The sequence below is a fragment of the Micromonospora sp. MA102 genome (assembly GCF_025460765.1).
GTDB classification, from domain to species: domain Bacteria; phylum Actinomycetota; class Actinomycetes; order Mycobacteriales; family Micromonosporaceae; genus Micromonospora; species Micromonospora halotolerans.
In genome coordinates this window covers 255,296-268,871 of record NZ_JAMWEG010000007.1, presented here as the reverse complement: position 1 = coordinate 268,871, position 13,576 = coordinate 255,296, and the positions used below count along the sequence as shown (strand labels likewise).

At 75.2% G+C, this 13,576-nt stretch carries 9 protein-coding genes; 6 read left to right on the top strand and 3 right to left on the bottom strand.

The features are described from left to right. Positions 1-26 precede the first annotated feature (26 nt). Positions 27-1,187 carry an anhydro-N-acetylmuramic acid kinase gene (locus NFX44_RS16860; RefSeq protein ID WP_262284498.1) on the top strand — a complete coding sequence of 387 codons (1,161 nt, stop codon included), beginning with the start codon at positions 27-29 and terminating at the stop codon, positions 1,185-1,187. Positions 1,188-1,257: 70 nt separating this feature from the next. Continuing rightward, positions 1,258-3,204 carry a 1-deoxy-D-xylulose-5-phosphate synthase gene (dxs, locus tag NFX44_RS16855; protein WP_262284497.1) on the top strand — a complete coding sequence of 649 codons (1,947 nt, stop codon included), beginning with the start codon at positions 1,258-1,260 and terminating at the stop codon, positions 3,202-3,204. Positions 3,205-3,418: 214 nt separating this feature from the next. On the opposite strand, the gene NFX44_RS16850 is transcribed toward dxs, so the two are convergent. Further along, entirely contained in the window at positions 3,419-3,946 is a 528-nt protein-coding gene (locus NFX44_RS16850) for a hypothetical protein (RefSeq protein ID WP_262284496.1), read from the bottom strand. 154 nt (positions 3,947-4,100) lie between these two features. Further along, complete coding sequence (locus NFX44_RS16845) at positions 4,101-5,285, bottom strand: hypothetical protein (protein WP_262284495.1); 1,185 nt, start codon at positions 5,283-5,285, stop codon at positions 4,101-4,103. Positions 5,286-5,522: 237 nt separating this feature from the next. Between NFX44_RS16845 and NFX44_RS16840 the strand changes: the two genes are divergently transcribed. Together NFX44_RS16840 and NFX44_RS16835 are read left to right on the top strand one after the other, a co-directional pair. Next, positions 5,523-7,331: a hypothetical protein gene (locus NFX44_RS16840; RefSeq protein WP_262284587.1), complete on the top strand. Its 1,809-nt coding sequence runs from the start codon at positions 5,523-5,525 to the stop codon at positions 7,329-7,331. Next, a complete protein-coding gene (locus NFX44_RS16835) occupies positions 7,289-9,076 on the top strand; it encodes a hypothetical protein (RefSeq protein WP_262284494.1) in 1,788 nt (595 codons plus the stop codon). The genes NFX44_RS16840 and NFX44_RS16835 overlap by 43 nt, the downstream gene beginning before the upstream one ends. Before the next feature lie 21 nt (positions 9,077-9,097). On the opposite strand, the gene NFX44_RS16830 is transcribed toward NFX44_RS16835, so the two are convergent. Continuing rightward, positions 9,098-10,888 (bottom strand): hypothetical protein, encoded by a 1,791-nt coding sequence (locus NFX44_RS16830; RefSeq protein WP_262284586.1) that lies wholly within the window; start codon positions 10,886-10,888, stop codon positions 9,098-9,100. Positions 10,889-11,029: 141 nt separating this feature from the next. On the opposite strand from NFX44_RS16830, the gene NFX44_RS16825 reads away from it, so the two are divergent. Both NFX44_RS16825 and NFX44_RS16820 read left to right on the top strand, forming a co-directional pair. Continuing rightward, positions 11,030-12,304: a PQQ-like beta-propeller repeat protein gene (locus tag NFX44_RS16825; RefSeq protein ID WP_262284493.1), complete on the top strand. Its 1,275-nt coding sequence runs from the start codon at positions 11,030-11,032 to the stop codon at positions 12,302-12,304. Continuing rightward, entirely contained in the window at positions 12,289-13,575 is a 1,287-nt protein-coding gene (locus NFX44_RS16820) for a PQQ-like beta-propeller repeat protein (RefSeq protein ID WP_262284492.1), read from the top strand. Before NFX44_RS16825 ends, NFX44_RS16820 begins: the two co-directional genes overlap by 16 nt. The last annotated feature ends 1 nt before the right edge of the window (position 13,576 follow it).

Sequence of the window (13,576 nt, the reverse complement as noted above, 5' to 3'; positions counted from 1 at the left end):
CCGTCGGGACTGACTAGCCTGGCCCGGTGAAGATCGTCGGGCTGATGTCGGGGACCTCGTACGACGGGGTGGACGTGGTGGCGGCCGAGTTCGGCCGGGACGGGGAGACGCTGACCCTGCGGCCCCTCGGGCACCGGAGCCTGGACTACCCCGACGACCTGCGGGCCGAGATCGGCGCGCTGCTGCCCCCGGCGGCCACCACCATCGAGGCGGTCTGCCGGCTGGACAACCGCCTCGGCGAGGTCTTCGCCGAGGCGGCGGCGGCCGGCGTCGAGCTGGCCGGGGGCGTGGTCGACGCGGTGGTCTCGCCCGGGCAGACGGTCTTCCACTGGGTCGAGGCGGGCCGGGTGCGGGGCACCCTCCAGCTCGGCGCGCCGGCCCGGGTGGCCGCCCGGGTGGGCGTACCCGTGTTGCACGACCTGCGGTCGGCGGACGTGGCGGCCGGCGGCCAGGGTGCCCCGCTGGTCCCGGCGTTCGACGCCCTGCTGCTCGACGCGGCCGCCGGGCCGCGGGCGGCGCTCAACCTGGGTGGGATCGCCAACCTCACCGTGGTCGCCCCCGGGGCGCCGGTCCTCGGGTACGACGTGGGCCCGGCGAACGCCCTCCTGGACGCCGCGGCCCGGCGCTTCCTGGACCGCCCCTGCGACACCGACGGGGCCCGGGCGGCGGCCGGCCGGGTGCACGAGGGGCTGCTGGCGCTGCTGCTCGCGGAGCCCTACTACGCCGCGTCCCCGCCCAAGTCGACCGGCAAGGAGCTGTTCCACGCCGGCTACCTGGACGACCGGCTGGCCGCCCTGGGCGCGCCGGTGGCCGCCGACGACGTGCTCGCCACGCTCACCGAGCTGACCGCCCGGACGGTCGCCGACGCCTGCGACCGGCACGGGGTGACCGAGGTCATCGCCGCCGGCGGGGGAGTGCGCAACCCCACACTGCGGGCCCGGCTCGCCGCGCTCGGGGCGGGGCGCTGGCGGCTGCGCACGACCGACGAGCTGGGGGTGCCGGCCCAGGCCAAGGAGGCGTACGCGTTCGCCCTGCTGGGGTGGCTCTCCTGGCACGGGCTGCCGGGGGCCCTGCCCTCGGTCACCGGGGCGTCCCGGGCCGCCGTGCTGGGCTCCTGGACCCCCGCCGGCCCTCCGTTCGCCGCCACCCCGGCCCCGGCGCCCCGCCGGCTGGTCGTCACCCCCTGATCGGTGGGTTGACCTGGGAAGATCCACGGCCGCGCTGCGGGCTGTCGGGTGGCCGATAGACTCTTCGGTCATGAGTGTTGAAGAGGGCACGGCCAACCACGGTCGGCTGCTGGGCACCGTCCGCGGCCCGCAGGACGTGAAGCGGATGACGGCCGAGCAGCTGGACATCCTCGCCGCCGAGATCCGGGACTTCCTGATCGCCAAGGTCTCCCGCACCGGCGGGCACGTCGGCCCCAACCTGGGCGTGGTCGAGCTGACCCTGGCCATGCACCGGGTCTTCGACTCGCCGCGCGACCGGCTTCTGTTCGACACCGGCCACCAGGCCTACGTACACAAGATCGTCACCGGGCGGCAGGAGGGCTTCGACAAGCTCCGCCAGCGCGGTGGCCTCTCCGGCTACCCGAGCCAGGCGGAGAGCGAGCACGACCTCATCGAGAACTCGCACGCCTCGACCGCCCTGTCGTACGCCGACGGCCTCGCCAAGGCGTACGCGCTGCGCGGCGAGAAGCGCGCCGTGGTGGCCGTGGTCGGCGACGGCGCGCTCACCGGCGGCATGTGCTGGGAGGCGTTGAACAACATCGCCACCGCCGGCAACCCGCTCGTGATCGTGGTCAACGACAACGGCCGGTCCTACTCGCCGACCATCGGCGGCCTCGCCGACCACCTGTCGTCGCTGCGGCTCAACCCCGGCTACGAGAAGGTGCTCGACACCGTCAAGGACGCCCTCGGCTCGACCCCGCTGGTCGGCAAGCCGATGTACGAGGTGCTGCACGCGGTCAAGAAGGGCATCAAGGACGCGGTCGCCCCGCAGGCCATGTTCGAGGACCTCGGCATCAAGTACGTCGGCCCGGTCGACGGCCACGACGTCACCGCGATCGAGTCGGCGCTGCGCGCCGCGAAGAACTTCGGCGGCCCGGTGATAGTGCACGCGGTCACCCGCAAGGGCTACGGCTACCGCGCTGCCGAGGAGGACGAGGCCGACCGCCTGCACGGGCCGGGCGGCGCGTTCGACATCGAGACCGGCAAGCTGCTCGCCGCGCCGTCGGTGAAGTGGACCCACGTCTTCGCCGACGAGCTGGTCACCATCGCCGACGAGCGTCCCGACGTGGTGGGCATCACCGCCGCCATGGCCGAGCCCACCGGCATCGCCACCCTGGCCCGCAAGTACCCCAACCGGGTGTACGACGTGGGCATCGCCGAGCAGCACGCCGCCACCTCGGCGGCCGGCCTCGCCATGGGCGGCCTGCACCCGGTCGTCGCCGTCTACGCCACCTTCCTCAACCGCGCCTTCGACCAGGTCCTGCTCGACGTGGCCATGCACAAGCTGCCGGTCACCTTCGTGCTGGACCGCGCCGGCATCACCGGCCCCGACGGGCCCAGCCACTACGGCGTCTGGGACATGTCGGTGTTCGGCGTGGTACCCGGCCTGCGGATCGCCGCGCCCCGCGACTCGGCCACCCTCCGCGAGGAGCTGCGCGAGGCGATCGCCGTCGACGACGGCCCGACCATCCTGCGCTTCCCGACCGGCACGGTGGCCGCCGACGTGCCGGCCGTCCGCCGGGTCGGCCCGGTCGACGTGCTGGCCGAGTCGGCGCGTACCGACGTGCTGCTCGTCGCGGTCGGCTCCTTCGCCGGCCTCGGCATGGAGGTCGCCACCCGGGTCGCCGAGCAGGGGTACGGCGTGACCGTGGTCGACCCGCGCTGGGTGCGACCCGTGCCGGCCGAGCTTGTCGAGCTGGCCGCCGGGCACCGGCTCGTGGTGACCGTCGAGGACGGCGTCCGGGTGGGGGGCGTGGGTTCCGCCCTCGCTCAGGCCATGCGGGACGCGGACGTCCGGGTGCCCGTGAAGGATCTCGGTGTGCCGGCGGACTGGCACCCGCACGGGACACGGGCGCAGATCCTCGCCGACCTGGGGCTGACGGCTCAGGACGTGGCGCGGAACGTCACCGGGTGGATCTCGGGGCTGGACGCGGAGTCCGTCGAGCCGGCCGCCGACGAGGCCACCGCGAAGAACTGATCTCTGCGACGCCGAACGGGCGGTCCTGCTTCATGCAGGGCCGCCCGTTCGCCGTCGTGGCTGCCCCCTCGGTGGGTTGGGGCATTGCGGAAAAGCTAGTGACGTCCGTGGGATGAAGTACGACCGTGAGGATCTTGGTAGGAAAGCGCCCCGGTAGGGGCACTTTCCTACCAAGATCGCCCTGGGATCGAAAACCGCAACAGACGACGGGGCGTCAGGGTGCGGTGGGCTCGCAGTCCGCCGTGAAGGTGTCGAAGGCGACCGTCACGGTGCCGTCGGCGTTGAGGGTCGTGTGGTTCGTGATCCTGAGCACGGCGTCGTTGCCCGGCCCGGGCCCCACGATCTTGAACACCAACTCCTGTGTGGAGGTGATCGGCAGCCCGCCGGAGCCCTGGTTGTAGACGAAGAGGTTGACCCGGGTGCTGACGTACCGGTCGCCGGTCGTCGCGCCGGTGCCGTGCACGTTCGACTGGGTCTCGATGCTGTGCACGTGGAACCCGCCGGTCCCGTCGACGGTCACGTGGTAGACCTCGCTGATCGTGCCGTCGAAGTCGACGACCTCGCCGAGGCCGCCGTTGGCGCAGGGCAGGACGACGGAGAGGTCCAACGGGGCCCGGAGGATCCGGGTGGTGGTGTCCGCGGCGTGCGCGGGCGCCGGCCCGGCCACGAGCACGAGCGACGGCGCGAGCAGCGCCACCGCCGAGGCGATTCGAGCCTTACCGGTGGACCTGATCCGGTGCATGGCGACCGTCCTTCCGGGACGCCCCGGCCGTGACCGGCCGGGTGCACCCCGGAATCTTCTCCCGGTGGGTGAGGGTGTCAATACGGTGCGCGTACGGCGGCGGGTCGGCCCTTCGGCTGGCGGGAGACGCCGGCACGAGGGCCGGGCCGGCGGCTCAGCGCCCGCCCACGGACCGGTACCAGGTCTTCTCGGTGCCCGCCAGGCTGAACGTCTGCTTCCGGTCCGGCTGCGCCACGACCACGAGTCCCGGCCGGTCCACCAGCCGGGTCGTCCCCGGCGGCGCCGCGAACGAGGCGTCCCGCGTCCGCCAGCTCAGCACCGCGAGCGGCTGCCCCGGCACCGGCAGGTGGTAGGCCTGCAGCGTCGTGGACCGGTCGGCGGGGGAGGCCACGGGAGCACCGCCACCCGCCGGCCGGTAGACCACCGCCGTCATCGTTCCGGTGGCGCTCTCCCAGGTGAGCTGTTCCAGCTCGCCCGGCTCGCCGCCACCCAGCGTCATCGACCCCAGCGACCGCACGGCGATCTTCGCCATCGGCCACGACTCCGGCGCCGACCGCGGCGCCTGCCGGTCCCCGATCCGCCGCGGCACGCTCCCGAACGGTCCCCGTTCCCCGCCCAGCACGCACGTGTCCAGCCCGGTCAGCGCCCGCTTCCCGGAGCCCGTCTCGTCCCGCACCAGGGGATACCGGGGCGCCGGGGTGGCCGTACCCAGGTCGAGGACGCGGTCGGCGGCCCGGCCGCGCGGCAGCGAGCGGGTGGGCCGCAGCGTCGCGGTCACCGCCACGGCCTGGCAGGCGGGCACGGCGACCGGCTCGGTGATGCCGTCGGCCGCGGGGAGCGCCGTGCCGTCGGGGCCGAGCAGCCGCTCCACCCGCGCGGAGGTCAGGTAGCGGCGGCCGGTGGGCTGCTGGACCGGCAGCACGTCGGAGTAGACCAGGTAGCCGGGGTCGGTGTACTCGGTGGCGTGGGCCACCCGCCAGCGCCGCCCGTCGCGGTCGAGTTGCAGCAGCCAGGAGGCGGCGTCGCCGGGCACGTCGGCGGCGACCAGGGCGAGCGGCGACCCGGCGACCTCCCCCGAGTAGAGGATGCCGGAGGAGGACAGGTGGGCGCGGTCGTCGACGGGGGAGCGCCAGTCGCGGACGGCGGCGGTGATCCCGGCGGTCGCGGCGGCGTCGCGGGTCAGGCTGCCCCGCGCCGGCCACACCTTCAGGGCGCCGTCCAGGCTGTCGTAGCCGGCCGGTAGGGCCGCGGGCTGCCGCCCGGCGACCGGGCCGCAGCCGGTCAGCAGCAGGGCCAGCAGCACGGTGGCCGTCGTGCCGCGTCGGAGGGCTGAAGCCACCCTGTACGCCCCCTGTTATCCCATCGTGGTCGTCTCCGGAAGCCCACATGGTACGAGACGACCCGTCACCCGGCCGCGCCCGGCTCACCCTTTCGGTCGATGACCATTGAGGACGGTGGGACGTGCGATTCGTACGCCATTCTCCTGCTCCGGTAGACTCCGCCGACTGTGACGCCTGCCGAGCCCCGTGGCGACTCGACGCCGGACGCCGACGCCTCGGGCGGACCGCTCTCCGTCATGGTGGACGAACGTACGGTCACCGCCCACGACCCGGAACCGGCCGCGCCGGCCGCCCGGCGGCGGTGGCGGTGGACGCGGCGCCGGCTGGATCTGGCCGTGTACGGGGTGTTCCTGCTCGCGGCGCTCTGGGTGACCAGCGGAATCTGGGCCGACCCGGCCGGCCGGGTGGCCGCGCTCTACAGCAGCGATCCGGCGCAGGTGCAGTTCTTCCTGGCCCACTCGGTGCGGGTCGTGCTGCACGGCGAGTACCCGTTCTACACCGACCAGTTCAACTATCCGGACGGGGTCAACCTGATGGCGAACACCGCCATCCTGGCCCTCGGCATCCCCATGGTGCCGGTGACCCTCCTGTTCGGACCGGCGGTCTCCTTCGTCACCCTCGTCACGCTGGGCCTCGCCGGCACGGCCGCCGCCTGGTACCGGGTGCTCTCCCGGCACCTGGTGCGTCACCGGCTGGCCGCCGCCGTGGGCGGCTGGTTCTGCGGGTTCTCGCCGGCCATGCTGTCGCACGCCAACTGGCACCCGAACATCATCAGCCAGTTCCTGCTGCCGTTCGTCGTGTGGCGGGTGCTGGTGCTGACCCGCTCCACCCGGCCGGTGCGCGACGGCGCGCTGCTCGCCCTGCTGGTCACCGCACAGGCGTTCGTCAACGAGGAGATCCTGCTCTTCACGGCGCTGGCCTGCGGGGTGTTCCTGTTCGCCGTCGTGGTGCAGCAGCGCGAGCGGTGGGCCGCCGCCCGGCGGCCGCTCGGCGTCGGGCTGGCCGTCTGCGCGGTGCTCGCCGGGGCGCTGCTGGCGTACCCGCTGTGGGTGCAGTTCGCCGGGCCGATGGCGTACCACGGGCTCAGCGACACGGTCCGCGACTACGGCAACGACATCGCGGCGTTCTTCACCCCCGGCTCGCCCACCCTCGGCGGCAACGAGCGGGCCAACGTGAACCTGGCCCCGAACTACTCGGAGGAGAACGCCTTCTTCGGCTGGAGCCTGTCGCTGCTGGCCGTCGGCATCGTGGTCTGGCTGCGCCGGGAGGTGGTGGTCCGGGCGCTCGCCGCGACCGGGCTGTTCTTCGCCGTGCTCTCCCTCGGCGAGCGGATCTCCTGGTGGGACCGGGACCTGGTCACCGGCCCGTGGGAGCTGCTGGTCAAGTTGCCGCTGCTGGACGCCGTGGTGCCCACCCGGTTCGGCCTCATCACCACCGTGGTCGTCGGGGTGCTGCTGGCCTTGGCCGTCCAGCGGGCCGCCGCGCTGGGGATCGTGGAGCGGCGCACCATGCGTACCGTGACCGCCGCCGGCCTGGTGTTCGCGCTGCTGCCCATCGCGCCCATGCCGTTGCGGGTCACCACCCGCCCGGCCGTGCCGACGTTCATCACGGCCGACCGGTGGCGGCAGTACGTCGGCCCGGACCAGACGCTGGTCTCCGTGCCGGTGCCAGCCATGGGCAACACCGACCCGATGCGCTGGGCGGCCAGCACCGACCTGGCCTTCAAGATCCCAGGGGGCTACTTCCTGGCCCCCCGCAACGGGGTCACCGGCGACCCGGGCCGCTTCGGCGGCCGGCCCAGCGGCATCGGCGAGCTGCTCGCCGAGGTCGAGGCCACCGGGCGTACGCCGAAGCTCGACGACCGGCAGCGCCGCCGCTTCCTCGACGAGCTGCGGCACTGGCGCGCCGCCATCGTGGTGCTGCCGCTGAACGAGCAGAACGCCGAACCGCTGCGCCGCACCGTGGAGCAGCTGGTCGGGCCCGCCCGGCAGGAGCTGGACGTGTGGTTGTGGGACGTCCGGACACTGACCAGCCAGTCCGCCTGACCGGCCCGGAGCGCCCCGACCCCGCGCCCCGGCACCGGTGGCGGCCGCGCCCGGTCGACGCGCTCGTGGTCGCCGGCTACCTGGGCCTGGCCGTGCTGCTCACCGCCGGCCAGTGGGGCCGGCCCGACCGGCTGTTCCACCAGGCCGGCGACCAGATGCTCTTCGAGTGGATGCTGGCCCGCGCCGCCCGGGCGGTGACCGGCGGGGAGAACCCGCTGCACAGCACCGCGTTGAACGTGCCGGACGGCGTCAACCTGATGGCCAACACGTCGGTGCTCGGGCTGGGCGTGCCGCTCACCCCGGTCACCGCGCTGTTCGGCTCGCAGGTGGCCTTCCTCGTCGCCGTCGTGGTCTGCCTCGCCGGCACCGCCACCGCCTGGTACGCGCTGCTCGCCCGCCGGCTGGTCCGCTCCCGGGCCGCCGCGGCGGTGGGCGGGCTGTTCTGCGGCTTCGCCCCGGGCCTGGTGTCGCAGGCCGGGGCGCACCTGCACATGGCGGCCCAGTTCCTGGTCCCGGTGATCCTCGGGCTGGTGTTCCGGCCGGCCGCCGACCGGGTCCGCCGGGACGGGATCCTGCTCGGGCTGGCCGTCGCGTACCAGGTCTTCCTCGGCGAGGAGGTGCTGGTCTTCCTGGCTCTCGCGGCCGGGGTGTTCGCCGGGGCGTACGCGCTCGCGGACCGGGCCGGCGCGCGCCGGCTGGCGCCCGTGGTGGCGCGCCGGCTCGGCGTCGGCGCGCTGGTCGCCGGGGTGCTGCTGGCGTACCCGCTGTGGGTGCAGTTCCACGGCGCCGGGCACTACCGCGGGATGCCCTTCTACACGCGGGGCTACCGGCTGGACCTGGCCTCCTACGCGGGCGCCGCCCGGCAGACCGTCGCCGGGGACGGCTACCACGCCGGGCTGCTCTCGCCGAACCCCACCGAGGAGAACTCCTTCTTCGGGCCGTTCCTGCCGCTGCTGGCCGTGCTCATCGTGGTCCGGCTGTGGCGGCGGCCCCTGGTCCGGGCCCTCGCGGCCTGCGGGCTGCTCTTCGTGCTGCTCTCGCTCGGCACCACGGTCGTGGTGAACCGGCACGACACCGGGCTGCCCGGGCCGTACCGGCTGGTCGCCGGGGTGCCGCTGCTCGACCTCGTGGTGCCGGCTCGGTTCGCGCTGGTGTGCGTACCGGTGCTCGGGGTGCTGCTGGCCCTCGCCCTGGACCGGGTCCGGCGCGGCGCGGCCCGGACCTGGGCGCCGTGGGCGGGCGCGGTCGCGGCCGCGCTGCTGCCGCTCGCCCCGACCCCGATCCGCACGGTGCCGGCCATGCCGGTGCCGGCCTTCGTGACCGACGGCGACTGGCGGGCGTACGTGCCGCCGGGGCGGACGCTCGTGCCGGTGCCGCCGGTCACCGGGTCCGGGGTCAGCCCGGCCATGTTCTGGTCGGCGCGCGCCGGGCTGGCCTTCGACGCGCCGGGCGGCTACTTCATCGGGCCCCGCTCCGCCGACAACCCCACCGCGCACTGGGGTGCGCCGGACCGGCCCACCTCGCTGCTGCTGCGGCGGGCCGCCGAGACCGGCCAGGTGCCGCCGATCGGCGACGCGGACCGCCGTCAGGCCGTCGCGGACCTGCGGCACTGGCGGGCGGCTGTGCTGGTGCAGGCCGACTCGACGCCGGGCGACCCGGTCCGCGCCACGGTGGACGCCCTGGTCGGCCCCGGCCGGGACGTCCCCGGGGCCCACCTGTGGGACGTCCGCCCCCTGACCGGCTGACCGGGTCCGGCCGGCCCGCTGTCAGACGCGGTCGCGGACGTCCCAGAGCCAGACGTCGTCGACGCGCCGCGGCTCGCCGAGCAGCTGGGTCATCAGCTCGCGGAGGACCGCCTCGCGGGGATTCGCGCCGAGCACCACCACCGACGCCTTCCAGAAGCGCAGGTCGTCCAGGGCCTGGCGGCGGTTCTCCGCGGTGAGCGGCGGGACCTTGTTCGCGTCCATCGTGGAGTAGATGAGGGTGCTGGTCGGCCGGTTTGGCGCGCCGAAGACCCCCTCGCCCACCTCGTTCGGTCCGATGAAGTAGCCGCCGGGGATGGGGAACGCCTGCTCGGTGAGCGCGCTCCAGCGCAGCGTGGGCAGGCCGTGCACGTTGCTCGGGATCGGCACCGGCACGAGGGTGCGGCCGTCCGGCACGTAGGGCCGCCAACCGCCCGCCGTGATGAAGTGCGGCGGCGGGTCGATCCGCTGGGCCGGCAGCGGGCGGGGAAACAGCGGGAGCAGGGCGGCCACGATGGCCGCGTACCCGACGGGACGCAGCCAGCGTGGGCGCGACCCGGGAGCGGCGGAGCCGGTGCGCTGGGCGGGCACCGGCGGGCGGCCGCGGCCGGACAGGGCGTCCCAGGCCAGCGCGAGCAGCACGCCGACCGCGGCGGCCACCACCAGGCTGAGCCGGGTCGGCATCATCATCTCGACCAGCGGCAGGTCGTCCGGCACGTACGCCCAGGGGCCGTCGACGGTGGTCTCCACCCCGTCGAACCGCACCTTCGGGCCGATCGCGGCCACCGAGAAGACCACCACGAGCACGGCCAGGATCCGGGCCGGCAGCGAGCGGCGTACCAGCAGCACCAGGGCGACCAGCGCGACGAGCACCAGCGGCCAGCCGAACCAGGTGTTCTGCTCGGTCAGCCCGATGGTCTGCTCCACCGCCTCGTTCCCGGCGACGGTGTCCCGGGCGAAGGTGACGAAGGCCATCAGGTCCTCGCCCCAGTTGTGGAAGACCCCGCCCTGGAGGCCCCGGTAGGACTGCGGCCCGTTGAACTGGAACCAGATCGGGTACGCGGCCAGCAGCAGGGCCAGCCCGCCGCCCACCCCGGCGGCGGCGAGGAACGCGCCGGCCCGCTCGCGCGCCGCGCGCGGCCGCTGCACCACCCAGGCCACCACGACCACCAGGCAGGCCAGCGCGGTGAGCAGCAGCATCTCCTCGTTGATGAAGATCTGGTACGCCACCAGCAGGCCCAGCGCGATCCCGTTGCGCCGCCAGCGACCCGGCTCGCCGAGGCGCAGCACCCGGGCCACGATCAGCGGGAGCAGGAAGTTGGAGACGAAGTTCGGCTGCCCGTTGGCGTGGTGCACGATGCCCGGGGCGAAGCCGAGGAAGGCCCCGCCGACGAAGGCCGCCCCGCGCGAGCGCACCAGGTGCCGGGACAGCACCCAGTAGGACGTCGCCGCGGTCGCCGAGAGCGCCGCGCCGAGGTAGAGCGCGTACATCACCTGCGGGCCGAGCAGCAGGGTGAGCGGCGCCAGCGGCAGGGTGACCCCGAGCAGCGAGGTGTTCGCCATCATGTTCACCCCGTCCGGCGCGTTCTGCCGGGCGGTGAAGAGCGGGTTCTCCAGGTGCCGCACCGAGTACGCGCCGTGCGCGAAGAGCCACTCGAACCAGCTGTGGTCGGTCGGCAGGTGCGAGGAGACCCGGTGTTGCACGTCGCCCCAATAGTTGAGGCAGACGAGAACACCGAGCAGCGCATAGGCTCCGATGGCCAGCACGTCGGCGCGGGCCGGCCGGCGTCGGGGCCGACGCGGCGGGTCCGCCACGACGGCCTCGGCCTCGACGGGCGAGGAGTTCAGCGAGGGGTCCACCACCGGCACAGCCACGACGGGCCATCGTACAGGCGGCACGCCGTCGCGCCGGTCACGGCCGGGCCGCCGTTGCGGCGGCGTGGAGAGGGGGTGGTCGTGGCCGTCATCGATCTGGGTGAGCTGCGCGACGACACCGCGCCCGGCCCGCCCGCACGGCGGCCGCAGGCCGTCGGCCGTCCGTTCCGGAGCGTCGTCGTGCTCCTGGTGGCGCTGGTCACGCTCGCCGCCGCCGCCCCGCCGTCGCGGTCCGCCGCGCGCACCCTGCCGGGCGGCCCCGCGGCCGCCGCGTTCATCTCCGGCGACCGGGTGTACGTGGTGCAGCCGCCCGACCCGCAGCGCGGCGCCGGCCGGCACCTCGTCGCGTACCGGGTCGCCGGCGGTCCACCCCGGACACTCTGGCGGACACCGGTGCCCGGGGCGGGCGTCGCCACCACGGTGTGGGAACAGGACGGCATGGTGCTGCTCGTCGGACGGACCGCCGGCGACTCCGCGTGGGAGACGATCGGCTTCGACGCCCGCACCGGCCGGATGAGCTGGCGCCAGCCGGGAGTGGGCTTCCCGGCCGGCGGGGCGCTGCTCCTGCAGGTGCCCGAGATGGCCGGCCGGGAGGCGGTCCGCCGGGTGGCGGTGAGCGACGGCCGGACCCTCTGGTCGGTCCCGGGCACGCCGGACAACGTCGAGCTCAGCTTCGGCCCGTCCGGGGTGGACCGGCTGGTGCACCTGCCGCCCGCCGGCGAGACCGTCGTGTACGACGCGGCCGACGGCACCCGGCTGGCCGCCCGCGACCTGGCTCCCGGTGACCGGCCCACCCGGCGGTGGACCCTGCTCGGCGCCGGGATGCTGCTGGTCATCAAGGACGACGGCGGCAGCGTCACCGCCTACGACCTGGACACCCTGCAGCGGCGTTGGACGGCGGTGCTCCCGCTGGTCGGCTTCGCCGAGCGGTGCGGCAGCCTGCTCTGCGCCGTCCGGCTGACCGGCGGCATGTGGGCGCTCGACCCCGCGACCGGCGCCGTGCGGTGGACCGACGACCGGTGGACGGGGACGCTGACGGCCACCGGCGGCCGGCTCCTGGTCGCGGCGGACGCGGCCGGCGGAAGTGCCCTGGCGCTGGTCGAGGAGGCCACCGGCCGGCTGGTCGCTGACCTCGGCGTGTGGGAGATGGTCCCGCAGGACGAGTTCGACGGGCGGCTGTTCGGCATCCGGCGGACCGAGGGCGGCCGCCTGCTCCTCGCCGAGCTGGACCCGGCCCGCGGCAGCCCCGAGGTGCGGGAGGTGCTGGTCGGCGCCGTCGGCGACTGCCGGATGGGCGCGGAACTGCTCGTCTGCCGCCGCGCGGACGGCGGGTTCGGGCTGTGGCGGCTGCCGTGAGCCCGGTCATCGAGCTGGGGGAGATGCGGCACGGCGAGGAGTCCGCCGAGCCGGCCCGGGCGCCGGTCCGCCCACCGGGCCGGCTCGCCCGGGTGGTGGCGATCTGCTGCGTCGCGCTGCTCGCCCTGGCCGGCGCGACGCCGCCGGTCCGGCCGCCCGCGGGTGTCCTGGTAGCCGCCCCGCCGGGCGCGGTCTTCCTGGTCCTGGCGGGGCGGCTCGTGGTGGCCGACGGCCCGGGCGCGGTCGGCCGGGGCGGCCGGGTGGTCACCGGGCACCGGCTGCCCGGCGGCGAGCCGTCGTGGCGGTTCACCCTGCCGGCCGGCGACCACGTGCTGGGGCTGGGCGCGCTGGCCGGGGGGCTGCTGGTGACCAGCAGCCCGGCCGGGGCCGGCGACACCGTGTCGACCCTGCTGGACCCGGCGACCGGCGTGGTGCGCTGGCGGCAGACCGGCTATTCGGTGTCGACCGCGTCCGGCGGGGTTCTCTTCGAGACCCCGCGGGCCTCCGGGACGGGCACGGTCGTGGCCGTCGACCCGGCCTCCGGCGCGGTGCGCTGGTCGCTGCCGCTGCCCAACAACGGGGTGTCGTACCGGACGGACGGCCGAGGGCCGACGCAGATCGTGCTGGTCGCCCCGGACGGCCGGGTGGAGGTGCACGACGCGGACTCCGGCGCGCTGGTCCACGCCGGCCGGGTGCCGCCGGCCGCGGACCGGGTCTCCTACCGGTTCACCCAGGTGGTGGCCGACCTGCTGCTTGTCGACGGCGCGCCGGGCACGGTCACGGCGTACGGGCTGGACCGGCTGGACCGGCGCTGGAGCATGCCGGTGGAGCCGCCCGGCGGGGTCTGGTTCGTCGAGTGTGCCGGGATGGTGTGCGTCCGCGACCAGGTCGGCGGGGTTCGCGCCCTCGACCCGGCCACCGGCCGGCTGAGCTGGATGGACGACAACTGGCTCGGTCTGGCACCGATCGGCGGCCGGCTGCTCGGCGTCGGGCCGGAGGAGATGTCGGTGCTCGACCCGGCCACCGGCCGCCCCGTCGCCCGGCTCGGGCGTTGGCGGCCCACAGGCTTCGGGAGCGATCCGGCCCGGCTGCTCGGGCTGCGCCGGATGCCCGGCGACCGGACGCTGGTCGGCGCGCTGGACGTCGCGGCCGGCGAGGTCCGGACCCGGGCCGTGCTGCCCGGCTCGTGGAACGAGTGCGCCGACTCCGGCGCCGCGCTGGTCTGCCTGCGCCCGTCCGGCGGGCTGATGATCTGGCCGGTGGGGCCCTGAC

What these genes read in the sequence shown, in the direction of transcription:
- dxs (WP_262284497.1), top strand. Translation starts at nt 1,258, where the DNA reads ATGAGTGTTGAAGAGGGCACGGCCAACCACGGTCGGCTGCTGGGCACC.
- NFX44_RS16840 (WP_262284587.1), top strand. Translation starts at nt 5,523, where the DNA reads ATGGTGGACGAACGTACGGTCACCGCCCACGACCCGGAACCGGCCGCG.
- NFX44_RS16850 (WP_262284496.1), bottom strand. Translation starts at nt 3,946, where the DNA reads ATGCACCGGATCAGGTCCACCGGTAAGGCTCGAATCGCCTCGGCGGTG.